This window comes from Acetobacter musti (assembly GCF_011516835.1).
Taxonomy (GTDB): Bacteria; Pseudomonadota; Alphaproteobacteria; order Acetobacterales; family Acetobacteraceae; genus Acetobacter; species Acetobacter musti.
Genome location: NZ_WOTB01000002.1, coordinates 136,393 through 163,386, shown reverse-complemented (window position 1 = coordinate 163,386; position 26,994 = coordinate 136,393). Strand labels below are relative to the sequence as shown.

Genomic DNA, 26,994 nt, shown 5'->3' with positions numbered 1-26,994 from the left:
ACAAAAGCGACGTGGTGGTGAAACAATGATCAAGGGACTTAAGGCTGCGATCGGCGCAGCCGTAGTCGGACTTCTCGCGGGGACGTCGCTTGGCGCGGCCCCGGGTCTGGCTCAGGATGCAGACGGTGATCTGGTTGCCAAAGGCGCGTATATCGCGCGCCTTGGTGACTGCGTGGCCTGCCATACGGCACTGCACGGGAAGGTTTATGCCGGCGGACTTGAGATCAAGACGCCGATCGGCAAGATCTACTCGACCAACATTACGCCGGACCCCACGCATGGTATCGGCGGCTATACGCTGAAAGAGTTCGACGACGCGGTTCGTCGCGGCGTGCGCAAGGACGGATCACCTCTGTATCCGGCCATGCCTTATCCGTCTTTCGCCCGGATGACGGATGACGATATCAAGGCGCTGTATGCGTATTTCATGCATGGCGTGAAGCCTCAGGTGCAGGCGAACAGGCCGACTGACATCAGCTGGCCGCTGTCCATGCGCTGGCCGCTCGGTTTCTGGGCGAAGATGTTCGCTCCGGCTCCGAAGGGCTTTACTCCGGCTCCCGGAACCGATCCGGTTGTCGCCCGTGGCGAATACATCGTGACGGGACCGGGTCACTGCGGTGCGTGTCATACGCCGCGTGGTCTGACGATGCAAGAAAAGGCCTACGACGCGGCTGGCGGAGCGGACTTCCTTGCCGGCGGTGCGCCGATCGACAACTGGATCGCGCCGAGCCTGCGTAATGATCCGGTTCTCGGTATCGGTCGCTGGTCGGAAGAGGATCTCTTCCAGTTCCTGAAATCGGGACGTATCGACCATTCCGCCGTGTTTGGTGGTATGGCTGACGTTGTCGCATGGAGCACCCAGTACTTCACAGATGACGATCTTCGCGCCATGGCGAAATATCTGAAGAGCCTGCCGCCGGTTCCGGCCGCGAAGGGCGATTACACGTATGACGACACAGCGACGAAGATGCTTGATTCCGGGAATACCGCCGGGAAGGCCGGTGCAGACATTTATCTGCAGCAGTGCGCTATCTGTCACCGTAACGATGGCGGCGGTGTGGCCCGTATGTTCCCACCGGTCGCCGGCAACCCGATTGTTGTTTCTGATGATCCGACCTCGGTTGCTCATATCGTGGCCGCAGGCGGTATCCTGCCTCTTACGAACTGGGCGCCTTCCACGGTCGCCATGCCGGGCTATCAGCATATCCTGAACGATCAGCAGATCGCGGATGTGGTGAACTTCATCCGGTCGTCCTGGGGCAACAAGGCTTCCTCGAACGTGTCGGCAAGCGATATCGAGAAACTCCGCACGAGCGGCACGCCCATCACCAGTGCTCAGGCCTGGCTGTCCGGGTCGAGCACGACTTCGAACTGGGGCTTCTCCATTCCGCAGCCTTACGGCTCTGGCTGGACATTCGCGCCTGCCACGCATACGGGCGTCGACGCGGCTCAGTAAGTCTTCTTCAGCGTGGTTCCATTCTCCTTCGGGAGGATGGAACACAAAAAAGCCACGGGCTATTTCCCGTGGCTTTTTTTATGGCGTTTGTGTATTTGCGGACCCGATGCACCGCAGGCTTTCGGGGCTTTGCCCCGAACCCTACAAAGGGACGCAGTCCCTTTGATCCCGGTCTGTTAAACTTAAAAGAGCGAAGAAGTCCGCGATCCTTTCCGGATGCGGAGCAAAGCCCTGCTCGGAACCCTGTTTGCAGGCCATATAAACAAAAGCCCGGAACCATGATGGCTCCGGGCTTTTTTATTACGTCTGGTCTGGCGGGCCGAGATCAGGCGGGGTTGTAGTCCTCGTTTTCGTCACGCCGGATCATGGTCCCTGATCCGGCCTCCGTGAACAGCTCCAGAAGGCAGGCATGAGGCACGCGCCCGTCAACGATGACAGCGGCTTTCGCGCCTTTGCGGACCGCCTCCAGGCATGTTTCGACCTTGGGGATCATCCCGCCTGAGATCATCCCCGATTCAATGCCCTTTCGCGCCTGCGCGGCTGTCAGTTCCGGGATCAGCTTTCCGTCCGCATCCAGAACGCCGGGAACATCTGTCAGCATCAGCAGGCGGGTGGCGTGGACAGCGCCGGCTACCGCGCCGGCGATTGTGTCGGCATTGACGTTATACGTCTCGCCTGCATAACCGGCTGCGATCGGTGCGATAACCGGGATCAGTCCTGAGCCTGACAGCGCATAAAGCACCTGGGGATCGACTCTGTCGGGTTCTCCGACGAAACCGAGATCCAGCGTCTGTTCGATGCCGCTGGCAGGATCTTTCACCTTGCGGACCAGCTTGCGTGCCTTGATCAGGCCACCATCCTTGCCCGAGATTCCCACTGCCAGCGCGCCGGCCCGGTTGATCAGGCCCGCGACCTGCTTGTTTACGGAGCCGCACAGCACCATTTCGATGATGTCGATGGCGGATTCATCCGTCACCCGCAGGCCGTCCACGAAATGTGAGCGCACCTGGAGCCGTTCCAGCATGCTGTTGATCTGCGGCCCGCCACCGTGAACGACGATCGGGTTAATTCCGATCAGTTTCAGCAGCCCGATATCGCTGCCAAAGCCTTTCGCCAGCTCCGCATTGCCCATTGCGTGGCCGCCATACTTCACGACGATCGTATCGCCGGCATAACGGCGCAGATAAGGCAGCGCCCCTGCAAGGGTCGCGGCCTGCTGCATAGCGTCACCCACCGGAGAAAGGCCCTTATCCGTCATATCACCTCGTCCTGTTCAGGATACTTTCCGGTCCTGATCCGGTCGTTACGCATGTAGCACTGAAGCACGGTTATGGCTGCGCAAATCCGGCCAGTTCCGCCCGCAGTTCCGGAATACCACGTCCGGTCTCACTGCTCGTTGCGATCACGACAGGATGCGCGGCCGGATGTCTGGCGACCTCTTCAAGCACGCCGCGATACCGCGCCTCCTCGGCCCGCGGCTTCACGCTGTCGCATTTGGTCAGCACAACCTGGAAATTGATCGCTGCCCGGTCGAACAGGTCCATAACCTCCCGATCCGAGGCTTTGGTTTCGATCCGTGAGTCGAGCAGGAGAATGACCCGGCGCAGGCTGGGGCGGCCGCGGAGATAGGAGAACATCATCTCCTGCCAGTCTTCTTTCACTGCCTTCGCTGCCTTGGCGAAGCCGTAGCCTGGCATATCGACGAGGATCAGCCGGCCCGCGAGGTTGAAGAAGTTGAGCTGCTTGGTCCGCCCCGGCTCCGAGGAAGCCCGCGCCAGGCTTTTTCGGCCTGTTATGGCGTTGATGAGACTTGATTTTCCGACATTTGACCGTCCCGCAAACGCGACTTCCGGTTCTCCGGGGGGCGGCAGCTGATCCAGCTGCTGTGCACCGTGAAAGAAGTCACACGGGCCGGCGAAAAGCAGACGGCCGGCCTCGATCTGCTCGGGAGACAGGGTCAGAGAGTTTTCAAACGCCTTCGGTCCCGTGTCGCTTCCGGCCATCTGACTCAGCCCTTCCGCCGGACCGGCGGCAGGATGGTCGTCTTCGGTTTCTTTTTTCCGTTCTCATGCACACGCTTGATCACGAATTGCTGGCCGATTGTCAGCAGGTTGTTCCAGCAATAGTAGATCACCAGCCCGACCGGCTGCCGCGCCATGAACAGCGTGAAGATGACAGGCATCATCATGAAGACCTGCTTCTGCACCGGATCGGTCGCGGCAGGATTGCTCCGCTGCATCAGCCAGATGGTCACTCCGTAGACGATCGGCCACGCACCGAGCCACAGCATGGTCGAGAGGTGGGTCGGATCGAAGGGAATCAGACCGAAGAGATTGAAGATATTGGTCGGGTCCGGCGCGGACAGATCATGAATCCAGCCGACGAACGGAGCGTGGCGCATCTCGATCGTGACGTAGAGATCCTTGTACAGACACCAGAACACAGGAGCCTGAATCAGCAGCGGGAGGCACCCGCTCGCCGGGCTCACACCTTCTTCGCGGTACAGCGCCATGACTTTCTGGTTCATCTCAACCGGATTGTCTTTATAGCGCTCGCGGATCGCCTGAATTTTCGGGGCCACTTCACGCATCGCCGCTGCCGCGCGGAAGCCTTTTGAGGCCAGCGGGAAAAACAGCGTCTTGACAATCAGCGTGAATGCCAGAAGGGCGAGGGCAAAACTGCCGAGATGCTGATAGAGCCAGTCGAGCACGAAGAAGACCGGACGGGTGAGGAACGCGAACCAGCCGAAATCCACGGCTTTCCAGAAATCCGGGATATTCAGTTCGTGCTCATAACGTTCCAGCAGACGGACTTCCTTCGCTCCGGCAAAGACATGTCCCGCCGTCTCGCCCGTACCGTTCGGAGCCACGACAAGCGGCTGCTGCCGGGTGAAGCCGACCTGGTAGGCTCCGTCAGGCGTATCAAACCCGTATGTGCCGGTGACGTCCGCTGCCTGATCCGGGATGACCGCGGCCAGCCAGTATTTATCGGTAATACCGGCCCAGCCGCCCTTGTCGGATTTCGTCCACGACACGTAATTCGGTGCCGTCGAGCCTTCACGAAGAGATTTATAGGATTCCTCGGCCAGCCGGCCGCCGATCACGGAGATCGGTCCTTCATGCACCAGCATGCCGCCGGTCTCGACAGGGGTGTAGCCACGGACCACACGCGAATACGGCACCAGCGACACCGTCTCGCCCGTCGCGTTGTGAACCCGCTGCGTGACCGCGAACATATAGTCACGGTCGACGGACAGTACGAGTTCGAAAGTCAGCCCGGCGCCATTGTCCCAGCTCAGCGTTACCGGGGCATTCGAGTCCAGCTTCGGGGCGTTTGTCTTCCAGAGAGAATGGGCGTCCGGCAGACGGGTTGTCTGTCCGGGCGCGCCGTACCAGCCGAACTCAATATAATTCGGTTCCTTGCCGCCCCGCTCTTCCAGCACACGCACCAGCGGGCTGTCGGGCTTCACTGTCTCATGATACTCGCGAAGAACGAGATCATCGAGACGCGCGCCCCGGAGATTGACCGACCCGCTGACGTCCACTGCCTCAATCGGCAGACGGGCCGGTGCGGTGCTGTCATCGTTCTCCGCCGCGGAAGCAGAAGGAGGCGTCAGCGCCTGCTGTGGCGGCGTCACCGACGAGACGGTCTGCTGCGCACCGGGCTTTCCCTGGATTGCGGCCGGTGTCTTGCTCTGAGGCATGAAGTAGTCGAAACCCAGCAGGACCAGCGCCGACAGGATGGTCGCTAATATAACGCGTTTGATATCCATACCGACCGGCTGGCCTCTCTCACCTGGAGTAACGCCGCGACGACTGCGCGCGGCTCATCTTCAATCGGGGTCTCTCATAGCGAAGTTACGCCCGATTTCCAGCCGTTCCTTCATCGGAGACATGACTTTTCCCGGTTTCCGCGTGAGGCGGAACCGGATCATAGCCGCCTGCCGACCATGGGTTGCAGCGCAGAATCCGCTTCATCGTGAGCCATCCGCCCCGCAGGCTGCCGTGCTGACTCACCGCTTCGATGCCGTAGCAGCTGCAGGTCGGATGGAACCGGCAGTTCGGACCTGTCATGGGACTCAGAGCGATCCGCCAGAAATGCATGATACCGATCAGCAGACCCGATGCGATCCGGCCGGCTGGTCCCGGAGCCGATCCCGTTTCCGGGCAATTGCCGCTCATGATACGGCTCCCGTTTTCCGCAAAGCCCGACGAAGATCCTCGACGAGATCGGTGAAACCACGCCGGCCGGTCCCGTCTCGTCCGATCAGCACAAGATCGAGGCCGCTGAGGAGGGTATCCTGTTCGACCACACGCAGTGCTTCGCGAAGCCGGCGCCTGGCCCGGTTTCGCGTGACGGAATTTCCGACTTTTTTTGTAACGGTAAATCCGACCCGCGCGGCGTCTCCATCGTCACGACGGAGGGCCTGGAGCACAAGACCGGGCATAGGCGCCTTACGGGCGCCTGCGGCGACAGTCAGAAACTGTGACCGCTTTTTCAGACGGGCCGAGCGTGGGAACATGGGTGCTCCTGTCTCCTGCCCTTCTTTCAGACTGGACTGCCCGGACAGACGACTCCGGACAGGGGATTCAGGCGGACAGACGCTTGCGGCCCTTGGAGCGGCGGTTTGCGATCACTTTACGGCCACCAACGGTCGCCATGCGCGCACGGAAACCGTGACGATGCTTACGGACCAGCTTGGAGGGTTGATACGTGCGCTTCACGGCGGCACTCCTCGGTTACAACTCAGATTAATATGGCAGCAGAGACCAGACACCTTCCGGCGCCTTGCTCAGATCGCGGGCTTATAGTCATCTGTCCCAGACACGTCAACGCCGCAGTCCGTTTTCACCTGTGCGGACATCTCAATTTCGACAGGAGCACGGATCTTGCACCGCTTTCTTCCACCTGTTGCCGTCTTTCTCGTTTTTCTTGTCTGCGCCCTGATCAGCCGCCTGATCCCGCTTCCGGCGTGGATCGCCACAGGCACTGATCTTGCGGGGGCCGCGATTTCCGCCCTGGTCACGGCTCTTGCGCTGCGCCGGCCGGAGATTTTACCGCACGCTGCCGCATCTGAGGCTGCGAAACCTGCAACGGAGTCGGCCACCGCTGAGATTTCCCCGAAACTTCGCCATGATCTGCGCGGGATCATCTCTCCGGCGGTGCTTTGTGCAGATCAGTTATCCATGCATCAGGACGAACTGGTCCGGAACCGGGCGGAACAGATTCTTGAGGCGCTTGACCGCGCCACGGACAGACTGAAGGCGACGAACGGCTGATCCGGGCACGGAAGACCCGGATCGCGGAGCCGATACTTTCAGGCCCCGATTCGGGTGGTCTCAGCGGCGCTCGATCAGTTCGGTTTTGTAACCGTCCGGGTCCTCGACGAACGCGATCACCGTCGTGCCGAATTTCACCGGGCCTGCCTCGCGCGTCACTTTGCCGCCGGCCGCCCGCACCTTCTCCACGGTCGCGGCCACGTCGGGTACGCCCACGGCCAGATGTCCGAAACCGGTGCCGATATCGTAACCGGAATCCTCGCCCCAGTTATAGGTCAGTTCAAGTTCGGCCTGTCCTTCGGCATTACTGGCAAAGCCCATGAAAACCAGCGTGTATTTTCCCTCCGGAACTTCCCGGCGCCGCAGTTCGTGCATTCCCAGAAGCCGGTAAAACGCGATGCTCGCGTCGAGATTCTTCGTTCGCAGCATCGTATGCAGAAAAGCGGGCATCAATGATCTCCCTGTCCGTTAATTAGCGCTGTGCGGTTACAATACGGAGCAGTCTGTCCCGTGGTTCCGTTACTGTCTGTATTTCAGCCGGGTTCAGCGGCCTCGATCCCGCACAGAAATATTCCCGCCCGGTCCGCCGCCTCTATGCAGGACGGCATGTCCGTGAAGAGCGTGCCGCCTGCCTCGAAGGCGATTCCGGCCAGTTCCGCGCTTACCACATTTCCGATCGTGCGCGGACCGATGGTCGGCATGTCCGCGCGACGCTCCTGTCCCGGTTTGCACAGCTTTACGAGGACGCCTCCCGGTCCCGGCTGACGACAGGCTCCGGCACGCGCCAGCATCGCGTCGGTGCCTTCCATTGCCTCGACAGCGAGCACAACGCCATTCTGCACGACACAGCCCTGACCGATATCCAGCCGTCCCAGAGTCCGCACGACCGTGAGGCCGCGCACGATGTCGCTTTTCGCCATCTCGTCGGGCACGACACGTCCAAGCGGTCCGACGCCTCCGACTGCATGGGACAGAAACTCGTGAGCGCCGCGGACGCTGAACCCTTCCTCGCCAAGAACCCGGACCAGGGCACCAAGCAGACCGTCATCGCCTGCGAACAGCGCGCGTCCAAGCCGGGCCAGAATTCGCGCGCCTTCCGCGTCCGGCCTCAGATCGCGCAGAGAAGGACGGCGGACGGGACCGATGAGGACGATATCGCGACAGCCATGCGCCCGCAGTTCCGAAAGAATTTTTCCTGCTGCTGCAAGCCTTACCCAGGCGTGCGGCCAGGGCTCCACCACGGCGGGCTCGGCAAAATCCTGAAATGCCACGATGAAAACATCGCGCCCCTGCCCGGCGACGGCCTGTGCGACCTGCCCCGGCAGAGGGCCGCCACCTGCAAGAATCCCGACGCAGCCGTGACCGTCAGAGGTCGGTCCGCTCATGCGCCGGTCCACCCCCGCGCGGCAGCCATCTCAGCCTGCCTCTGTCTCGCTCGCGGAGAAATCACCCGAAGCGACCCTGACGAGACCGCGACGACTCGGTGCTTCGATAAAGGCGAGAATTTCGGCGATCTTCGGGTCGTCACCGAATTCCCTGCGCACAAGGTCGATCCGCTGCGCGAAGACGCCGCCCTCACCATTGCGCGGATAGAGCGTCCGGAACGCCTGACGCATCCGGTGCATCTCCCCTGAGGAGACGCCGTTCCGGCGCAGCCAGATCCAGTGCAGCCCGACAAGTCGCGCCCGGTTTCCGAGCACGCTGCCGTACGGAATGACGTCCGCTTCCACGCCTGCGACGCCGCCGACGAGCGCCGCCCGTCCAATGCGGACGAACTGATGGATCGCTGCAGCGCCCATGACCCGCGCATCGTCGGCGATAAAGACGTGGCCACCCATAACGACGTTGTTCACGATGATCACGCGGTCACCGAGCGTGCAGTCATGCGCGACATGTGCGTTCGCCATAATCAGGCAATTCGCTCCGACCTTTGTCAGGCCGGTTCCGGTCGCCGTTCCCCGGTGAATCGTGACATGCTCGCGCACCACTGTCCGCGCGCCGATTTCACATCGGGTCGGCTCACCCCGATATTTGAGGTCCTGGGGTGCCAGTCCGACTGTTGTGAAGGGGAAATACCGTGATCCTTCACCGAGCGTGGTGTGCCCGTCCACGATCACGCTGGCGATCATCTCCACGCCGTCGCCGACCACTACATCCGGCCCGATGCTGCACCACGGGCCGATCTTCACACCGGCTCCGAGCCTGGCTCCCGGGGAGACAATCGCCGTCGGATGCACATCGGCAGAAGCCGGTTGCCGATCCCGGGTAACACCGCGCCCTGCCGCCTTTATCGCCTCACCCAGAACAGCCTCCATTACCGCCTCAAACCCAGTTCACCATCTGCCTTGCAGCAATTCATGACGCTCCGCAACCGGGATATCCTGTCCTGCCCGTGACGGTGTGCCCGGTCACCATGCGGCGTCATCGCGCTGGCCCCATGGCGCAAATACCCAACCGCAGCAGATATCAGTCCATGATCATCGCGCTGAATGTGGCCTCCGCGACCGATACATCGTCGATACGGGCCACACCGCGGAACTTCCAGACATTCGCGCGCTGGCGTTCCTTCACGACGTGAATTCGGAGCTGATCACCAGGCCCGACCGGCCGGCGGAATTTCGCGTTTTCGATCGTCATGAAATAGACCAGCTTGCCCTCGAAAGCCGCGCCGAGCGTCAGCACCACGAGCGTTGCCGCTGTCTGGGCCATCGCTTCGATGATCAGCACGCCGGGCATGACCGGACGGGCGGGGAAATGACCCTGAAAAAATGGCTCATTGACGGAGACATTCTTGACCCCGACCGCAGACTCGCCGAGTTCGACATCGACCATGCGGTCGATCAGCAGAAACGGATAGCGATGAGGGATCGCCTCCATGATCCGCATGATGTCTACGGCATCGATATGTGTCCGTTCAGCTACCGGACTCTGCGTGTCACGTTCCTGATCCACTGTTCTCAAACCATCCCAGCTGCGCGCGGCGCGCGACGCTCCATTATTTCTCTTCCGCGCCGGCTTCCCCGGCATTTCCGCTTTCCGGCTTCTTCGACAGCCGGCGAAGCGTGGCGACATTACGGAAGAATTCGCGGAATGGCATGGCCGGGCTGCCGATCACGTCAGCTCCTGCCTCCACGTCCGACATCACGCCGCACTGCGCGCCAATACGCGCTTTCGTACCGATCTTAATATGCCCGATCAGTCCCGCCTGGGCGGCGACCGTCACATAGTCTCCCAGTTCCGTTGACCCCGAGATACCTGCCTGGGACACGACGATACAACATTTCCCGAGCCGGGTGTTGTGGCCAATCTGGACGAGATTGTCGAGACGTGATCCGGCGCCGATCACTGTGTCCTGCACCGAACCGCGATCAATCGTCGAATTGGCGCCAATCTCGACATCGTGTTCGAGGACCACGTGCCCGAGCTGGGGCACGCTTTCGAACCCGGCTGGCCCGACTGCGAAACCGAAGCCGTCCTGGCCGATTTTCGCTCCGGGAAACAGGATCACCCGATCTCCCAGCGTCGCATGAGAAACAACGACCTGCGCGCCGATCCGGCAGTCCTGGCCGATCCTTACCCCGTCGCCGATCACGGCGTGAGAGCCGATGATCGTGCCGGCTCCGATTTCCACACCGTCGCCAATGACCGCGAACGGTCCGATTTCACAGGACGGATCGATTACACTGTCCGCGCCGATCACTGCCATCGTATGGATTCCCGGTCGTGCGTTGCGTGCGGGATGGAACATCCGGGCGACGCGCGACCAGGCGAGATAGGGCGTTGGTGAAACGATCGCTGCGGACCCGGGGGGTACCCGCTTCGCAAAGGCGGGCGCGACAATCACCAGACCGGCTTTTGTCGCGTCCAGCAGGGCGGCGTAGCGCCGGTTATCGAGGAAGCTCACCTCGGACGGAGCCGCGGATTGCAGCGGGCCGATACCGGAATAGGTTCTCCCATCCGCGTGTCCTTCACGCGCCGGGACAAATTCTCCGCCTGCGGCTTCCGCCAGCTGCTCGCCGGAAAACGGTCCATGGCGGGTAAAGAACCGCGTATCCGCTACGGTGTCCGCCCGCCCGGCCTGAGCGGCCGGCCCCTGTCCGCGTGCCATAACCTGCCTGCCCCGTCAGTGAGCGGGAGCCGAGGCAACCGGGCTGGCCGATGCGTCACCCGGAGAGGCTGTTGTCGGCATCTTTCCTGATTTCGCCAGCACTTCAGGGTCCTCATTCGCCGCTGGAATGTAGACTTTGGGCAGAATCACGTTCAGCTGCTTTGCCACCTCGTTGGTGATGTCCTGGCCGTCCACATGCAGCGCGACCTGCTCACTGTGCAGAACCAGGTTCATGCCATGGCTGGACGCCACGTGCTGAATCACCTGCACCAGTTCGCGTTCGATCTGTCCGAGCGCCACCTGCGCCGCTTCCTGGATGATGCGGTTCCGGTCACGGAACTGACGCTGTGCCGTCATGACTTTCGACTGCAGGCTGCGCTCCTGGGACTGGATCTGCTCCGCGGTCATGCTCTTTGCGGAGGCCTGGAGTTTCTGCTGCTCGTCACGCCAGCCGGCCTGGGCGCGCTGTGCGTCACGCGCTAGGGCATCACGGCGACCACCGAGTTCACGCTCGACCTGCTGTCCGGCGAGGGACTGCCGCATGACGTCGGCAACGCTGATGATCCCCATGACGACAGCCGGAGGCGGGGCTGCTTTCGGCAGTTCGGGGGCGGGCGGAATCGCTGGCTGGGGCAGGACCGGCGGCGGACGGGACGAGTTCTCGCCGTTGTCGTCACCGCCATCGGACATCTGCTCCGGCGCGGGCGCGGGGCGGGCGGTATGGGGAGCCGCGTGTACGGGGGGCTGCGCCGTCTTCGGAACGAACCATCCGGCCCCTCCGCCTGAGGTCTGAGCGCAGGCGACGGAAGACGCGAGACCACTTCCCGCGAACAGGAGGGAGGCGGTCAGCACCGCGCTCCGGGAAAAGCGAAACATTATCACCTCAGAATTGCTGGCCGAAGCCAAACCGCAGAAGCTGCGTCCGGTCATTGCGGCTGCGAATGATCGGAATACCACAGTCGATATTCAGCAGTCCAAACGGACTCTGCCATGAGAAACCGGCACCGGCGCTGACACGCGGGGTCAGCGTATCGCCTGAAATGGCCGTGTATTTGTAACCGTCTGTCGCCGGGTTCGTATAAAGATGCTTCACACGCACGCCGGCGAGACTGCCCGTATCGACGAAGCCACGTCCCCGGATACCCATTCCTGAGGCAAACGGCATCGGGAAGTTGACCGTCGCGGAGCCGGTATAGATGAACCGGCCTCCGAGCAGATCTTCCTGCGAGTGGATTGCCTGACCGGGGAAGTAATCCGCCGATGTCTGCCCGACACTTCGCGGACCCGCGCCACCGTCGAGGAAGCCGCGCAGGTTGGAACCGCCGAGATAGAAGTTATCGATGACGTCGTGACGCCCGCCGCCCCAGTCCGCCAGATAGCCGGTGCCGGCCTTGAACTCGACGGTCCAGTCATGGTTGCCCATCAGATCGTCGAGCGGCAGATAATAGGCGGCGTCGAACTTGCCGCGCACATATTTCTCGTCGCCGCCGATGCCGGCGAAATCGCCGCCAGCCCGGATCACGTAGCCTTTATGCGGCATCATGCGACGGTCGCGGGTGTCGTACATCAGTGTCGTGCCGAGCTGCGACAGCGTGGACGAACCGGCCTGATCGAGAATGTACCAGGAAGTCTCACTCCACGATCCGCCGATGTGCCGGTGTGTCAGAGTGTAGTTCCAGGACTGCGACAGGTGATTGGTGTAGGAGTAACCCATCCGCAGTGTGATGCCGTAACGGCCTTCGGAGTAGTTCTGATACGTCTGATACCGGTTTTCGATGTAGAAGAGATCCACACCGGCGACCAGGTTTCTGTTCAGGAAGAACGGGTCCGTCACCGACAGATCGGCCTGACGCTCATAATAGGCCATCGTGCCGGACAGGCCGGCGTCGATGCCGGTTCCAAGCAGGTTGTGCTGCTTCAGACCCATATTACCGATGATACCGACGTCCGTCGAATAACCGCCACCCAGTGAAAATTCACCCGTGGGTTTTTCGACGACATTGGCCGAGACGTTGACCTTATCCGGCGCCGATCCCTGACTCTGGTCGACAGAGACGGTCTTGAAATAACCCAGATCCTGCAGCGCCTGCTTGGCGTATTTCTTGTACATAGGTGTGTACGGGTCGCCTTCCGTCATCGGAAGCTGACGACGGATCACGCCGTCCTGCGTGATCGTATTTCCGTTGATATCCAGCCGCTCGACATACATACGCGGCCCCTCGCTGACATCGAACAGGAGGTTGACGATCCGCTTTTCCGGATTACGCGCGATGGAGGGGCGGACAACCGCGAAGGGATGCCCCTCTCCCTGCAGCGTTTCCTCCATATCGGTCGCATTGTGCTGGATGGCGTTACCGTCGTACCACTGGTTCGGGAACAGCTCGATATATTTACGCAGGGACGCCGCCGTGACATGGCGGAGGCTGGAGCGGATATCGAGTTTGCCGATGCGGTAGCGTGGCCCTTCCTTGAGCGTGAAGGTCACGTAGAAGGATTTGCGGTCCGGTGACATCTCGCCCGTTGCGTTGATCATCTCGAAGTCAACGAAACCATTGGCCAGATAGAAACGGCGCAGGAGTTCGGCGTCATAGCGCAGACGCTCGGGGTTGTATTCGTCCGACGAGGAGAAGAACCGGTACCATGCCGTCTCTTTTGACGAGATCACGCTGGCCAGACGGGATTCGCTGAAGAACCTGTTTCCGACGAACGAAATCTTCTTGATCAGCGTCTGCGGCCCTTCGGTAATCTGGAAGACCACATCGACGCGGTTATGCGCCAGCCGGACGATCTGCGGCGTTACATCCGCACCATACCGGGCTTTCTGCGCGTAGACCTCAAGGATTTTCTGCCTGTCCGCCATCGTTGTCTCGGAGGAGAAAACCGCACGCGGACGCAGGGAGATGACCTTGCGCAGATCTTCGTCCTTCGCCGCATGATTGCCTTCGAAGACGATGCGGTTGACGATCGGGTTCTCCACGACCTTCACCTGGAGAATATCGCCGGACCGGTGAAGCGTGACATCCTTGAAGAGCCCCGTGGCGTACAGGGTCTTCAGAGAGCGGTCGAGATCGTCCTGATTGAACGGATCGCCGGTGCGCACCACCATGTACGACAGAACGGTGCTGGTTTCGATACGGTCATTGCCATGGACCTCGATCGTGCTGATCCGCTGTCCTTTTGGTCCCCAGTCCTCGGCGGCGACCTGTCGCGCGATTCCGGCGGAATTATGCCGCTTCGGATCGAACTGGGCTGACACCTTGCTGGCAAGCAGAACCGGCAGCATGCAGACCGATGCAAGCAGAGCCGTACGTTTACTCTTCAACCCCAGCACCCTTTCCGACCGGGAGCATTGCTCCCAAAACCATTATGCATTTTTCCGTCCCGGATTCGCTTCAGCCCGGAACGACACGCCGCCTTATCCGGACGAACCGCATCTGCGCGACAGGCGCAGAGCGGCCACATCCACAACGCCATGCAGACAGCAGCACCCGGACCCTTCGGGAACTATCCGAAATCGACATACCCCCGCAAGGAGTCACCGTCCCTTTTTTCCCTGACAGGTAACGAATTTTTCGTCCCTACCCCGCCAGAGAGGCGACCCATCTGAACAGTCCGAAACTCGACAGGTCGTTGAAGGTGGAGAACAGAAAGAGGCCGGCGATCAGGGCAAATCCGGCCTGGAAGCCCACTTCCTGGATTTTCTTCGGCACGGGGCGGCCGCGGATCGCTTCCGCCAGATAGAAAACCAGCCGTCCGCCATCGAGAATCGGTACCGGAAACAGGTTGATCAGTCCGAGATTGACCGAGAGCAGCGCCATGAAGGAAAGCAGGCTGACAAAGCCGTACTGCGCCACCTGTCCCGAAAGCTGCGCGATCCGGAGCGGGCCGCCGAGATCCCGTGCTGTATGACGGCCACTGATGATCTGCCACAGACCGTCCAGCGTCTGCACTGTCGTGGACCATGTCGCATTTGCGCCGTCCACAACCGCCACCGGCAGCGAAACCGGCTGACCGGCTTCGGTCACGAAGGTCACACCGAGCTGACCCGATGGCTTCGCGGCTCCGGAATCCGGCGCTGTGCCGATCGTCACAGGCAGCGTGACATCCTGCCCGTTCCGTTTCACATGCAGCACAGTCGCGAGATTCGGGTCACCCGCGATCGCCTGTTGCACCGACGTGGCGCTGGGGGTCGCCTGCGTGCCGACCGCCGTGATTGTGTCACCGGGCTTCAGCCCCGCCGTCGCGGCGGCGCTGCCCGCCATGACCGCACCGATCTCGTTCTTCACCTGTGGCTGTCCACAGGTTGCGAAAAGAATGGTGAACAGCACGAAAGCCAGCAGGAAATTGAATACAGGGCCGGCAAGAATGATGATGGCCCGTGAGAGAACCGGCTTGTCATGGAATGTCCGGCCAGGCTCCCAGGCGGCCTGCTGCTCGGGTGTCGCCTCGTCTGGTCCCTCGAAGCCGTGCGGCTTGACGAATCCGCCCAGCGGAATCGGCCCTACGCGCCATTCCGTGCCGGCCCGGTCCTGCCATTTCAGCAGCGGCGGTCCGAAGCCGATAGAGAATGTCTCGACCTTCACGCCGCGCCAGCGTGCCGCGAGATAATGTCCCAGTTCATGGATAAAGACGAGGACACCCAGCACAACGACGAAGGCGAGGAGTGTCCGGATCAGGTCATGCATAACTCATACTCCTTCGTGCCGGCCGCGCATTGCCGGCGGAACGCTCATCGGCCACGTGTCCGGTATGGCCAGCGCCGCCCCGGCCGGTCGCTCCCGCAAACAGCGATATTGTGCATCGCACCTCAGGCTGCCTGCTTCGCGATATAGCCCTGCGCCGCGATGCGGGCCTCATTGTCCCAGTGCAGAACGGCTTCGAGCGTGTCGATCGGAGGGGCGCCGAGCCGGTCCATGACGGCCTCGACCAGACGGGGAATATCCAGAAATCCGATCTGACCGCCGAGAAAAGCCTCGACGGCGATTTCGTTTGCCGCCGAGAGCACCGTCGATGCCGCCCCGCCTTCACGCAGCGCCTGACGGGCCAGACGCAAAGCCGGGAAACGCACCGGGTCCGGCGCCTCGAACACCAGTGTTCCGAATGTTGCGAGGTCGAGCTGCGGCGATGTCGTTGCCATTCGCTGGGGCCATGCCAGGCAATGCGCGATCGGAATCCGCATATCGGCCGATCCCATCTGCGCGATCAGGCTGCCATCGGTATACTGCACCATTCCGTGCACAACCGACTGCGGATGGACCAGCACGTCGATCCGGTCTTCCGGCAGACCGAAAATCCGCGCCGCCTCAATCACTTCGAGGCCTTTGTTGAACATCGAAGCCGAATCGATGCTGATCTTGGCCCCCATGGACCAGGTCGGGTGCTTCAGGGCCTGAGCCGGGGTGGCCGCTTCCATCTCCGCGGTCGTTGCCGTGCGGAACGGGCCACCGGAGGCCGTCAGGATAATTTTCCCGACCTGATTTTCCTGCCGGTCCGCCATCGCCTGAAACACGGCGTTATGTTCTGAGTCGACCGGCAGCAATGTGGCGCCCGCTTCTTTCACGGCCCGCAGCATCACATCGCCCGCGCAGACCAGCGCTTCCTTGTTGGCCAGCGCGATCGCCCGCCCGTTCCGGACCGCCGCCAGAGTCGGCTCCAGACCGGCTGCTCCGGTAATCGCCGCCATGGTCCAGTCTGCCGGCACGCCGGCTGCCTCGATCACGGCGCTGCGCCCGGCGCTCACAGCTATGCCTGTTCCGGCGAGCAGGGCCTTCAGCTCCGGCAGGGCCTGCTCATCGGCGATCACGGCCATTTCGGCCCGCAGCGCCTTCGCCTGTTCGGCGAGGAGCGCGACATTCCGTCCGCCCACCAGCGCTTTGACCGAGACGCCCTCACCTGCCTGATGCAGAAGATCGACCGTCGAACACCCGATGCTGCCCGTGCAGCCAAGAACAGTAACCGTTTTCATCGCAGTTCCATCTTAACCGGATTCGTTCTCAGGAACGAGCCCTCATCCCGCCGCCAGAAACCGACGACACCCTATTGTCCCGTAAGCCGCAGGACAGCGGCCCACATATCCTCTGGTCCAACAGACCAGAATCCCTGTCCGGGACGTGCTGCGAGGGACAGTGCCGCCGCCACGGGCGCTACCGCCAGCAGCGCATCGAACCGGTCCAGCAGGCCACCATGCCCGGGGAGCAGTCTGCCGGAATCCTTCACTCCCAGAGCCCGCTTCATCGCGCTTTCCGCGAGGTCACCCGCCTGCGCGACGATGCCGAGCACGACGGCCCAGACCGCGCTGCGCAGCATAACATCGTCATCTGCCGGGCCGGACAGAGCGGCGACGACAATCCCTGCCATCAGCGCTCCGGCCAGACCACCCATTGCGCCGGACCGTGTTTTTCCTGGAGAAATCCGGGGAGCCAGCTTTGGACCGCCCACGAGCCGGCCTGTGATATAGGCCGTGGAGTCACTGAATACGACCACGCCGATGGCGAACAGCACCGACCAGGCGCCAGGTGGCGTGCATAGCCTCAGCCAGAGCAGCGCCGTTCCGGCCGCGGCAATGACCGCGCTTCCCGCCCAGAGAGGAGGGCCGAAAATGAACGCGCTCATGACGAAAGCGGGAACCGCATTCCAGTGCCCGTATAAGGCGGCTATCCCGGCGCATCCCATCCACGCGATGTAGAGCACACCGCGCCAGCTCCGCACGGAGGTTCCGAACAGCGTTGCCAGCTCGGAGGCCATTCCGCACATGGCGACAATAATCAGTGCGCCGTAAAAGAGGCCGCCTGCCTGGATGGCCGCTCCCGCAATGATGATGAGGACGGCTGCGGAAATCAGACGGGGCCGGAGGTCGCTCCAGGTTGCATTCCCGCGGCGCGGTGTCTCCGGGACCGGCAAAGAACTCACGCCGGACGAGCACCGAAACGACGCTCCCGGCGACCGTAAATATTGAGTACGCGCGTGAAGCACGCCTCGTCGAAATCCGGCCACAGCGTATCGAGGAAGACCAGTTCGGCATAAGCGCTCTGCCAGAGCAGAAAGTTGGAGAGACGATGTTCGCCGCTTGTCCGCACGATGACATCCGGGTCCGGCACGCCCGCGGTCAGCAGATACCCGGACACCATATCCTCATCGATTGCCGCCGGGTCCAGCGCGCCACACTTAGCCGCCCGCGCCAGCGCCCGCGCCGCCTGAACGATATCGCTTCTGCCGCCGTAGGAAAGCGCCAGCAGCAGGGTCAGTCCGGTGTTCCCGGCGGTCAGTTCTTCCGCGCGCGTCATTTCCGAACAGAGTTCGGGTCCGAAACGTCCGACTTCCCCGACAAACCGGATTTTTACCTGCTCCCGATGAAGCTCAGCCACCTTATGCCGGAGGTAGAATTTCAGGAGACCGGTAAGGTCCGCGACCTCGCTCGGCTCCCGGCGCCAGTTCTCCGACGAGAATGCATAAAGCGTGAGATAATCCACCCCGTTTGCCCGTGCCGCCCGCAGGCAGCGCGTGACGGCTTCGGCTCCGGCCTTGTGCCCGGCAGCGCGCGGTAAGCCGCGTGACGCCGCCCAGCGACCGTTTCCGTCCATGATGATCGCAACGTGGGAGGGAACCGAACCACCCGAAGATGCTCCGGTCGGGAGCGCGCCCGCCGGGGCGACTCCCACAAGAGGTGGCATGATGCGTCTCAGACCTGCTTAATTTCGCGTTCCTTGTCCGCGAGAATTTCTTCGACTTTTTTCACGTACTGGTCAGTCAGTTTCTGGATCGCATCCGACCAGGACTTGACTTCGTCCTGACCGATTTCATTCTTTTTCTCGAGTGTTTTCGTCTGGTCCATGCCGTCGCGACGCACACCGCGAACGGCGATTTTCGCGCCTTCGGCATATCGCCCGGCGGCTTTGGCCAGTTCGTTACGACGCTCTTCTGTCAGCTGCGGAATCGGCACGCGGATCGTCTGCCCCTCGCCGGCGGGGTTTAGCCCCAGACCTGAATCACGGATCGCCTTTTCGACAACCCCTGCCAGCGAACGGTCCCAGACCTGAACCGTGAGCATCCGGGCTTCGGGCGCGGCGATCGTCGCTACCTGCGACAGCGGCACTTCACCGCCATAGGCTTCGACCCGGACCGGCTCCAGCAGGGCCGCATTTGCCCGCCCCGACCGGAGCCCGGCCAGATCGCGCCGCAGGCTTTCAAGCGCACCTTCCATGCGGCGCGTCAGATCCTCTGTAAGCGTGCTCAGTTCAGCCACGGCGGCTCTCCCAACAAAACCGGGGTCGTTCTCTGTCCCCGGGCAAAAACAAAATCCGTCAGCGCACGTCCATGCGCTGTATCAATTCGCTTCCTCGATCCGGGTGAATTTGCCTTCACCACGAACCGCCTGCTCAAAGGCACCGGCCTCGTGAATATTGAACACCACGATGGGCAGCCGGTTCTCGCGCGCAAGACTGATGGCGGCTGCGTCCATGACGTTCAGATCACGGGACAGCACGTCCATATAGGTCAGCGTTTCATAACGCGTCGCCGTTGCGTCCTTGCGCGGATCGGCGCTGTACACGCCGTCGACCTGGGTGCCCTTCAGCAGCAGGTCGCAATCCATTTCCGCCGCCCGCAGGGCAGCGGCCGTATCGGTCGTAAAGAACGGATTTCCCGTGCCTGCGGCGAAAATCACCACACGCCCTTTCTCCATGTGACGGACGGCCCGCCTGCGGATATAGGGCTCGGCGATCGAAGACATATGGATCGCCGACATGACCCGCGTTGCAACCCCTTCGCGCTCCAGGGCGTTCTGGACCATGAGCGCGTTGATCACGGTTGCCAGCATGCCGGCGTAATCACCCTGCGCGCGATCCATGCCACGGGCTGCCGCGGTCAGACCGCGAAAGATGTTGCCGCCACCGACCACAAGGCAGACCTCGATACCGCTGCGGGAAACGGTTGCGACATCGGCGGCGATCCGGTCGACGGTGTGGGCGTCGACACCGAACTGGCCGGAGCCCATCAGTGCTTCGCCGGAGATTTTGAGAAGCGCACGGCGCGGAGCGACAAAACTGTCGTTGATGGTATTCATTGGACCTCAATGCGCGGACAACCGGGACGTGCCCGCGATACAAACCCGTTCAGATCCTGCACGCGGGGTCCATGCACGTCATATCGCCCGCCGCCCTGTGCCACAAGGCTCGATGGCGGCCTTTTCGTGCTGCTCGCTGAAGCATGACCGGAGCCGGGCCATCCTGCCCGGATTTTTCAGACACTGTCATCCAGACCGATGGCGCGCAGCCGTGCCCGTTCCTCGTCCCATCCCGACCGTTCCTTCACATTCAGGAAAAGATGGCAGGGCCGTTCGAGCAGATTCGCAAGCTGCAGCCGGGCACGCTGTCCGATTTCGCGGATGCGGCGCCCGCGCTCTCCGATCAGGATCGCCTTGTGACTCGCCCTTGCGACATAGATCGTCACGTCGATCCGGACCGATCCGTCCGGTCGGTCCGCGAAGCTTTCCGTCTCGACCGTCGCGCCGTAGGGCACTTCCTCATGCGTCTGCAGAAAGATCTGCTCGCGGACCAGTTCCGCCGCCAGCAGGCGATCCGGCAGATCCGTCAGATCATCTTCGGGGTAGAGGTAAGGTCCGGGCGGCAGGCTTTCCGCCAGCCGGTCCAGCAGATCGTCCACACCGCTTCCCGACCGGGCGCTGATCATAAAGACATGCTCAACCTGGATCAGGTCTGAGATCTGCGCTGTCAGTGGCAGCAGCGCCTGTGGTGTGACCAGATCGGTCTTGTTCAGAACCAGCCAGACCCGCCTTCTGGCCGCGGCCAGCCGTTCGATAATCGCCCGCGCACTGTCATCAAGGCCTGCTTTTGAATCGATCAGCAGGAGTGTGACATCCGCGTCTTCCGATCCGGCCCAGGCGGCCGCGACCATGGCCCGGTCCAGTTTACGCCGTGGCTGGAAAATACCCGGCGTGTCGACCAGAAGAATCTGTGTCTCGCCGCGCATCAGAATACCGAGCACGCGGAAGCGCGTGGTCTGCGCCTTCGGACTGACGATCGACAGCTTCGCACCCGCCATGCGGTTCAGCAGGGTTGATTTCCCTGCGTTCGGTGCCCCGACCAGCGCCGCAAAACCGCATCGTGTTTCCTGCTTCATTTCATCCCCGATCCGGACACTGTTCCAGGTCCCGCTCCAAACTGCGCCAGCAGACTGGCGGCCGCAGCACTTTCGGCCGCCCGCTTATTTCCCGCCTCACCCTCGCCGGAGGCACCGGCCGCGTGCACCGCGATGACAAATCGCGGAGCATGTGACGGGCCGTCAGCGCTGACAATCTCATAAACCGGAAGCGAAAGCCCGCGCGCCAGCACCCATTCCTGAAGCGCCGTCTTCGGGTCCTTCGGCGGCTGTGCCTGCGCCGTTATCGCGCCGGACCAGTAACGCCGCACAAGCCCCCTCGCCGCCTCCAGTCCGCCATCAAGATAAAGCGCTCCGAGAATCGCCTCCAGCGCGTCCGCCAGCACGTTTGCTGTCTCGCGAATCCCGATCCGTTCCTCATGCAGCGCGACATCGAGCGCCTCCGGCAGATCCAGCGCGTGCGCGACCTCGGCCAGCGCCGTGCGCGAGACGAGATGCGCATGCCGCGAACCCAGCGCCCCTTCCTGCTCGCCCGGATACCGTTCCAGCAGCCATTCCGCCATCAGCAGGCCAAGGACACGATCGCCGATGAACTCCAGCCGTTCGTTCGACCCGGCTCCCTTCACCACACGCCGCCCGCTCCGCCCGACCGAGCGCTGGTGGGCGGCAGACCGGTGGGTCAGCGCTTTCCGAAGCAGCGCGGCATCTGCAAAGCGGTACCCGATCCGGTCCTGAAGCCGGTCCAGCACATTCCCGTCCACCACGCTGCTCCTTTCCTTCCGTCATGAGACGAGGGACGCGCACCACAGATTTATGTTCCGTGGCGGGTCCCGCATCTGTCAGTGACGCCTTCAGATCAGTGAATCATCGTGAAGAGTCGCGACCACCGGACTTCCATCGGCCATTCCCAGAATTGCCAGACCGGATAAGCGGCATCCACGGAAAAGAACACCATGCCGGCATGACCCACGAGGTTCTCCACCGGAACGAAGCCGAGATCCTCTTTGCCGTCTCCCATAAAACGACTGTCCGCGCTGTCGTCGCGATTATCGCCCATCGCGAAAAAATATCCCGGCGGCACGACATAATCCGGCGTATCGTTCTGCATTCCCTCGTTGGTGAGCCGCAGAACATCGTGGCTCACCGGACCTGCTCCCGCGCTGCCCGGCAGCGTCTCATGACACAGTTCACCTTCCATCCGGGTCCGGCGTTCGTCCACTGCCGCATATTCGCCGCGAGGCGCGCAGGGCACCGCCGTTCCGTTGAGATAAAGCTGGCCGGCTCTTACCTGCACATGATCGCCCGGAAGCCCGATAATGCGCTTCACGTAATCAATCGATGTGTCTTTCGTGAAGCGGAACACCGCCACATCCCCCCGATGCGGCATGCGATCGGGAATCCGGCCTTCGAAGAGATTCAGTGAAAAGGGAAATGAGTAGCGGGAATATCCGTAGCTGTATTTCGAGACCCAGAGGTAATCCCCGACCTGAAGTGTCGGAATCATCGAGCCGGACGGAATGTTGAACGGTTCCCACAGAAATGTGCGCACTCCCACGACGACCAGGATCACGCCGGCAAGAGTGCGGATCGTCTCAATCAGGCTCTCTTTGCCCGACTGTTTCCTGTCCTGCGGTGTCGACGCCATCTCGTCCGTCTGCTCCATTCCGACCATCTCTCGCTGCTGAGGCAGAAGGCTCCGCGAAATCCCGGTTTCGCCGCCAGCGCACTCCCGCCCCGGCCTGCCCGGAACGCCGGCGGATCAAGCCGACCGCTCCGCCCTGTGTCAAGCTCGGAAACCCTGCGCCATATCACTGCATAAGCACAGGAGTGATCATCCTCCGTCACGAAACGGGCGGGGATTACGGCTCTTTCGGTTCAGACTTTCATCGGAACAGAATGGTCTGGCGGGTCCGGAATGGCGGAGCGGGATACAGGCGGGCGTTACAGCGCGACGTCGGATTATGATTTTCAGCCCGAACGATCCGCTGTGTCTGCGGGAAGCGCTTCGATCATCACCTGAGCCAGCGCATATGGCGCGTCGTCGGTCATGGTCAGATGCATCCGTACGACCGTTCCTGCCGGCGTCAGCTCTGCGAGTCGTGCCGCCGAGCCACCCGTGAGCGTGAGAACCGGCTGTCCGGACGGGAGATTCCCGACCCCGATCGTGCTGTGAAATACGCCCGCGGCAAATCCGGTGCCCAGCGCCTTTGCGCAGGCTTCTTTCGCTGCCCAGCGCTTCGCATAGGTGCCGATGCGCGCCTCGCCGCTGCGTCGTTCCGCCCGCGCCCGCTCGGCATCCGTGAACACGCGCTGCAGGAACCGGTCTCCGAAGCGTTCGATCGCCCGTCCGATCCGCCGCGTGTCCGTCAGGTCCATACCGACACCGATGATCATGCAGAATATCCCGTCAGATCCGGCTCTTTGTCATAACCACACATCATGACCGTGCGCGCTCGACCTGGGAAATGCCCTCACAGGAGCGCAATCCGCCGATCACACCTGACAGATGCCGCAGATCGCGCACCTCGACATCGACGAGGATTTCCATGAAATCAAGCTGACGGTTGATGATCTTCAGATTCACGATCGCTCCGTCCTGCCGCGACACGGCATTCGTCACGGTGGCCAGCGTTCCGGGATCGTTCGCAGCGATCACCGTCACCCGGCCAACGAAAGGCTCGCCGCCCGGACCGGCTTTGCCGATTGCGCTGTAATCCCAGTCCACGTCGAGGAAGCGTTCCGGCGTCGCGGCGAAGGCCTCCAGTGTCTGACAGTTCGCCGTGTGCACCGTAACGCCCTTTCCGTTGGCGACGACGCCCACGATCCGGTCGCCTGGCAGCGGATGGCAGCAACCGGCGAAATGTACCGCAATTCCGGCGCCAAGCCCGACCAGCGGCGTGCTGCTGCTGCCGGCTTTCGGACGTGTCGCCGGAGGCCGCGCCGCAAAACCCGGAATCATCCGGGGGCCGCGCGGCGCACGTCTCAGTTCGGGATAGGCGGCGTGAACAACATCCCGCGGGCCGATATTGCCGGTCGCGACCGCGACATACAGATCCTCGACGGATGCCTGCTTCAGATCTTTAAGAAGACTCTCCAGAACCTTCTCGGACCCGTCGACGCCCTCCTGACGGAATGCTTTCGCCAGCGCAGCCTTGCCGGAATCCAGCGAAGCCTGTCTCTGCTGCGCCGCCACATAACGCCGGATCCGCGCCCGCGCTTTGCCCGTGACGACGAACCGCTCCCATGACGGCGACGGCGTTCCGCCGCGTGCCGTCATGATCTCGACCTGGTCGCCGTTCTGGAGTTCGTACCGTAATGGCACCAGCCGCCCGTTGACCTTCGCGCCGACACAGGCATCGCCGACCTGGCTGTGAACCGCGTAGGCGAAATCCACCGGCGTCGCGCCGCGTGGCAGCGGGATCAGCTGGCCTTTCGGCGTGAAGCAGAAGACCTGATCCTGGTAGAGTTCCAGTTTGGTGTTTTCGAGAAATTCGTCCGGCGCAGCGGAATCTTCAAGGATTTCAAGAAGATCCTGCACCCAGCGCGGCCGTTTCATTGTCCGCGCTGCATTCTCTCCGCTGGCCTGCGGGAGCTGCTTGTACGCCCAGTGTGCCGCCACGCCGTTCTCGGCGATGTCGTGCATTTCTTCGGTACGGATCTGAACTTCGATTTTCTGGTTACGCGGATGGCGCAGCGTCACACCGGTGTGCAGGCTCTGATAGCCGTTGGCTTTCGGTGTCGAGATATAATCCTTGAACCGGCCGGCGATCATCGGAAATGCCGCGTGGATCGCACCCAGCGCGGCGTAACATTCCTCACGGGTATCCACGATGATCCGGAACGCCATGATATCCGAGAGCTGCTCGAACGCCACGTTCCGGCGCTGCATCTTCTCCCAGATCGAATAGGGGGACTTCTCACGTCCCGAAACCTCGACATGGACGATCCCGGCCTCATGGCATAACCGCGCCAGTTCAGCCTTGACTTCGTCGATGACGTCCGCGCCCTGTCCCCGCAGATAGTTCAGACGCGCCCGGATTGTCGTGTCCGCTTCCGGTTCAAGCTGCGCGAAGGCAAGATTCTGCAGCTCGGTCTTGACCCGATCCATACCGATGCGCCCGGCCAGAGGCGCATAGATATCCATCGTCTCCCGCGCGATCCGGCGTCTGCGATCTTCCCGCTGCACGAAATGCAGCGTTCGCATATTGTGCAGGCGATCCGCGAGTTTGACGATCAGCACGCGGATGTCGCGCGACATCGCCAGAACCAGCTTCCGGAAATTCTCCGCCTGCTTCGTCCGGTCCGACTGCAGCTCCAGTCGGGTCAGCTTGGTGACGCCGTCCACCAGTTCCGCAACTGTCGGCCCGAATTCCTGTCGCAGCGTCTCCGCCGTGACACCGGTATCCTCGATTGTGTCATGAAGCAGGGCCGTGGCGATTGACGGAACGTCCAGGTGGAATCCGGCGAGAATCATCGCCACGGCCAGCGGGTGGGTGATGTAGGGATCACCGGCGTCCCGCAACTGACCTTCATGGGCATTCCGCGCAACGTCGAAGGCGCGCCTGATCAGCGTTACATCGGCATCCGGATTGTACTGGAGAACACGGTGAATCAGCTTATCGGGAGAGATGACCGGAGCAGGCCCCGGCACGGAAGAATGCTTCGCGCGGGATGTCACCAGGTCAGCCTGAACCGGGAGCTCACTGTCCGGCCCGCCGCTCATGCCTGCCTCGGGGACAGGACAAAAAGGATCGGCTGGTCGGTCAGTGGCAGTCTCACGGATTCTGTCAGCTCTCCGGACAGCGGTATAAACAGAGTCTGGCCCTGCTTCCGCGCAGGACCAGCAGCCGGCAGATCAGCGCTTGCGACCGCTCATCTCAGCTTCGAACGCGGCCTTCATCTCTTCGGGAGAGAGGTCTGTGACCTCTTCCTCAGCCGAACTCTCCTGCAGACCGAAGATGTTCTGCTCGGTCGGGATAAGGTCGAGAACTTCTTCATCGGCCGGTTCCGGCTCCGGTGCGCGGGCCAGCGAGCGCACCAGATCATGACGAAGCGACTCCAGAGGCACGGTCTGCTCGGCAATCTCGCGAAGCGCCACAACTGGGTTCTTGTCGTTGTCGCGGTCGATCGTCATTTCTTCACCGCGCGACAGGTTACGCGCCCGCTGTGCGGCGAGCAGAACCAGTTCGAATCGGTTGGATACCTTGTCGACGCAATCCTCGACTGTGACGCGCGCCATAGGGCATGCCTCCGGAAATTTTGTTAAAGATAATTCTTTAGCATCGCAGGCGGTTCAGGGGAAGAGAGAGTTTCCCTCCTCTGACCGGACGCTGCGTGGCGGCGGCGGTGAGGGCCGCCCGCCTGCACTGACCTGTCAGTCAGCGTATGGCTTTTGCGATCATGGCGTGAGGCGACGAATGATCTGTGGACCCAGCGCTCCGATCAGCGCGTCGACCGGCTGCTTCAGAACCGGATGGACCCAGTCCGCGCACACGTCACGCAGCGGCAGCAGAACGAACGCCCGCTCATGCGCCCGCGGATGCGGCAGCAGGGGGGCGCCTTCCGTTTGCACCAGACCGTCGGCGTCGATCAGGTCGAGATCGAGAGTCCGGGCCGCGTTCGGCACGCTGCGAACGCGGCCGAAGCGTGTTTCGATGTCATGCAATGCTGACAGAAGCGCCTCCGGACCGAGTTGGCTCTTGCCGAGCACGACCCCATTTATGTAGGGAGGCTGACCGGAAGGAGGAATCGCCTCGCTTTCGTACCACGGAGAGATCGCCTCAACGGCCAGGCCGGGCACACCCCGCAGCGCATCCACCGCCGCCTCACAGGTCGCGGCGGGAGATGCCTCCTCTCCCGATACAGGATCAGCACAGACGAGATTGGCACCAACAGCGATCAGAACAGACACCACTTTCCCTTCCATACTCATTCCTGAGACGAGCGCCCTCTCTACCCTGCAATTCAGAGATCACAATAACCGAACCTTAACTCGTCCCCAGATAAGCTCCGCGATATTCAAGGAAGAACGACAT

General features: G+C 62.0%; 28 protein-coding genes. 2 read left to right on the top strand and 26 right to left on the bottom strand.

What is annotated here, in order from left to right; translation table 11 throughout:
- The first annotated feature begins 25 nt into the window (after positions 1–25).
- Positions 26–1,456 carry a c-type cytochrome gene (locus tag GOB93_RS02120; protein ID WP_173581867.1) on the top strand — a complete coding sequence of 477 codons (1,431 nt, stop codon included), beginning with the start codon at positions 26–28 and terminating at the stop codon, positions 1,454–1,456.
- 325 nt (positions 1,457–1,781) lie between these two features.
- Here GOB93_RS02120 and argB read toward each other — a convergent pair whose 3' ends face one another.
- From argB to rpmH, 6 genes are all read right to left on the bottom strand, one after another.
- Positions 1,782–2,714 (bottom strand): acetylglutamate kinase, encoded by a 933-nt coding sequence (gene argB, locus GOB93_RS02115; protein ID WP_173581866.1) that lies wholly within the window; start codon positions 2,712–2,714, stop codon positions 1,782–1,784.
- A 70-nt stretch (positions 2,715–2,784) separates the two neighbouring features.
- The gene (gene yihA / locus GOB93_RS02110) at positions 2,785–3,459 is read right to left on the bottom strand and encodes a ribosome biogenesis GTP-binding protein YihA/YsxC (RefSeq protein WP_173581865.1); all 675 of its coding nucleotides are present in this window, start codon (positions 3,457–3,459) and stop codon (positions 2,785–2,787) included.
- 5 nt (positions 3,460–3,464) lie between these two features.
- Positions 3,465–5,228, bottom strand: a complete 1,764-nt coding sequence (yidC, locus tag GOB93_RS02105) for a membrane protein insertase YidC (RefSeq protein WP_173581864.1) — start codon at positions 5,226–5,228, stop codon at positions 3,465–3,467.
- 85 nt (positions 5,229–5,313) lie between these two features.
- On the bottom strand, positions 5,314–5,637 hold the full coding sequence (gene yidD, locus GOB93_RS02100; protein ID WP_173581863.1) for a membrane protein insertion efficiency factor YidD: 324 nt from the start codon (positions 5,635–5,637) through the stop codon (positions 5,314–5,316).
- On the bottom strand, positions 5,634–5,978 hold the full coding sequence (gene rnpA, locus GOB93_RS02095; protein ID WP_173581862.1) for a ribonuclease P protein component: 345 nt from the start codon (positions 5,976–5,978) through the stop codon (positions 5,634–5,636). Before rnpA ends, yidD begins: the two co-directional genes overlap by 4 nt.
- 67 nt (positions 5,979–6,045) lie before the next feature.
- Complete coding sequence (rpmH, locus tag GOB93_RS02090; protein WP_146885014.1) at positions 6,046–6,180, bottom strand: 50S ribosomal protein L34; 135 nt, start codon at positions 6,178–6,180, stop codon at positions 6,046–6,048.
- Positions 6,181–6,345: 165 nt separating this feature from the next.
- On the opposite strand from rpmH, the gene GOB93_RS02085 reads away from it, so the two are divergent.
- Positions 6,346–6,735 (top strand): hypothetical protein, encoded by a 390-nt coding sequence (locus tag GOB93_RS02085; RefSeq protein ID WP_173581861.1) that lies wholly within the window; start codon positions 6,346–6,348, stop codon positions 6,733–6,735.
- Positions 6,736–6,795: 60 nt separating this feature from the next.
- Here the strand turns inward: GOB93_RS02085 and gloA are convergent, their stop codons facing one another.
- From gloA to folK, 20 genes are all read right to left on the bottom strand, one after another.
- Positions 6,796–7,185, bottom strand: a complete 390-nt coding sequence (gene gloA, locus GOB93_RS02080) for a lactoylglutathione lyase (RefSeq protein WP_173581860.1) — start codon at positions 7,183–7,185, stop codon at positions 6,796–6,798.
- A gap of 83 nt (positions 7,186–7,268) precedes the next feature.
- On the bottom strand, positions 7,269–8,120 hold the full coding sequence (locus tag GOB93_RS02075) for an LpxI family protein (protein ID WP_173581859.1): 852 nt from the start codon (positions 8,118–8,120) through the stop codon (positions 7,269–7,271).
- A gap of 30 nt (positions 8,121–8,150) precedes the next feature.
- Positions 8,151–9,050, bottom strand: coding sequence for an acyl-ACP--UDP-N-acetylglucosamine O-acyltransferase (gene lpxA / locus GOB93_RS02070; RefSeq protein ID WP_173581858.1), 900 nt, complete (start codon positions 9,048–9,050; stop codon positions 8,151–8,153).
- Positions 9,051–9,201: 151 nt separating this feature from the next.
- Entirely contained in the window at positions 9,202–9,621 is a 420-nt protein-coding gene (gene fabZ / locus GOB93_RS02065) for a 3-hydroxyacyl-ACP dehydratase FabZ (protein ID WP_242010492.1), read from the bottom strand.
- A gap of 109 nt (positions 9,622–9,730) precedes the next feature.
- Complete coding sequence (gene lpxD / locus GOB93_RS02060; RefSeq protein WP_173581856.1) at positions 9,731–10,843, bottom strand: UDP-3-O-(3-hydroxymyristoyl)glucosamine N-acyltransferase; 1,113 nt, start codon at positions 10,841–10,843, stop codon at positions 9,731–9,733.
- Between the two features lie 15 nt (positions 10,844–10,858).
- The gene (locus GOB93_RS02055) at positions 10,859–11,719 is read right to left on the bottom strand and encodes an OmpH family outer membrane protein (protein ID WP_173581855.1); all 861 of its coding nucleotides are present in this window, start codon (positions 11,717–11,719) and stop codon (positions 10,859–10,861) included.
- 7 nt (positions 11,720–11,726) lie between these two features.
- Positions 11,727–14,174: an outer membrane protein assembly factor BamA gene (gene bamA / locus GOB93_RS02050; protein WP_408742328.1), complete on the bottom strand. Its 2,448-nt coding sequence runs from the start codon at positions 14,172–14,174 to the stop codon at positions 11,727–11,729.
- 247 nt (positions 14,175–14,421) lie between these two features.
- Positions 14,422–15,528 carry an RIP metalloprotease RseP gene (rseP, locus tag GOB93_RS02045; protein WP_173581854.1) on the bottom strand — a complete coding sequence of 369 codons (1,107 nt, stop codon included), beginning with the start codon at positions 15,526–15,528 and terminating at the stop codon, positions 14,422–14,424.
- A gap of 122 nt (positions 15,529–15,650) precedes the next feature.
- Positions 15,651–16,808, bottom strand: a complete 1,158-nt coding sequence (gene dxr, locus GOB93_RS02040; protein ID WP_173581853.1) for a 1-deoxy-D-xylulose-5-phosphate reductoisomerase — start codon at positions 16,806–16,808, stop codon at positions 15,651–15,653.
- 71 nt (positions 16,809–16,879) lie between these two features.
- Complete coding sequence (locus GOB93_RS02035) at positions 16,880–17,752, bottom strand: phosphatidate cytidylyltransferase (protein WP_338422274.1); 873 nt, start codon at positions 17,750–17,752, stop codon at positions 16,880–16,882.
- Positions 17,749–18,513, bottom strand: coding sequence for a polyprenyl diphosphate synthase (uppS, locus tag GOB93_RS02030; RefSeq protein WP_173581852.1), 765 nt, complete (start codon positions 18,511–18,513; stop codon positions 17,749–17,751). The genes GOB93_RS02035 and uppS overlap by 4 nt, the downstream gene beginning before the upstream one ends.
- An 8-nt stretch (positions 18,514–18,521) precedes the next feature.
- Positions 18,522–19,043, bottom strand: coding sequence for a ribosome recycling factor (frr, locus tag GOB93_RS02025; protein WP_194299949.1), 522 nt, complete (start codon positions 19,041–19,043; stop codon positions 18,522–18,524).
- A 123-nt stretch (positions 19,044–19,166) separates the two neighbouring features.
- Positions 19,167–19,904, bottom strand: coding sequence for a UMP kinase (pyrH, locus tag GOB93_RS02020; protein WP_173581850.1), 738 nt, complete (start codon positions 19,902–19,904; stop codon positions 19,167–19,169).
- A 176-nt stretch (positions 19,905–20,080) separates the two neighbouring features.
- Positions 20,081–20,980 carry a GTPase Era gene (era, locus tag GOB93_RS02015; protein WP_173581849.1) on the bottom strand — a complete coding sequence of 300 codons (900 nt, stop codon included), beginning with the start codon at positions 20,978–20,980 and terminating at the stop codon, positions 20,081–20,083.
- Positions 20,977–21,720 (bottom strand): ribonuclease III, encoded by a 744-nt coding sequence (rnc, locus tag GOB93_RS02010; protein ID WP_173582009.1) that lies wholly within the window; start codon positions 21,718–21,720, stop codon positions 20,977–20,979. Before rnc ends, era begins: the two co-directional genes overlap by 4 nt.
- Before the next feature lie 95 nt (positions 21,721–21,815).
- Positions 21,816–22,622 (bottom strand): signal peptidase I, encoded by an 807-nt coding sequence (gene lepB, locus GOB93_RS02005; protein WP_173581848.1) that lies wholly within the window; start codon positions 22,620–22,622, stop codon positions 21,816–21,818.
- A 305-nt stretch (positions 22,623–22,927) separates the two neighbouring features.
- A complete protein-coding gene (acpS, locus tag GOB93_RS02000) occupies positions 22,928–23,353 on the bottom strand; it encodes a holo-ACP synthase (RefSeq protein WP_173581847.1) in 426 nt (141 codons plus the stop codon).
- A 43-nt stretch (positions 23,354–23,396) separates the two neighbouring features.
- Positions 23,397–25,682, bottom strand: a complete 2,286-nt coding sequence (locus GOB93_RS01995) for a RelA/SpoT family protein (RefSeq protein WP_173581846.1) — start codon at positions 25,680–25,682, stop codon at positions 23,397–23,399.
- A gap of 132 nt (positions 25,683–25,814) precedes the next feature.
- Positions 25,815–26,198, bottom strand: a complete 384-nt coding sequence (rpoZ, locus tag GOB93_RS01990; protein ID WP_173581845.1) for a DNA-directed RNA polymerase subunit omega — start codon at positions 26,196–26,198, stop codon at positions 25,815–25,817.
- Between the two features lie 159 nt (positions 26,199–26,357).
- Positions 26,358–26,885 carry a 2-amino-4-hydroxy-6-hydroxymethyldihydropteridine diphosphokinase gene (gene folK, locus GOB93_RS01985; RefSeq protein ID WP_173581844.1) on the bottom strand — a complete coding sequence of 176 codons (528 nt, stop codon included), beginning with the start codon at positions 26,883–26,885 and terminating at the stop codon, positions 26,358–26,360.
- Positions 26,886–26,994: the final 109 nt, after the last annotated feature.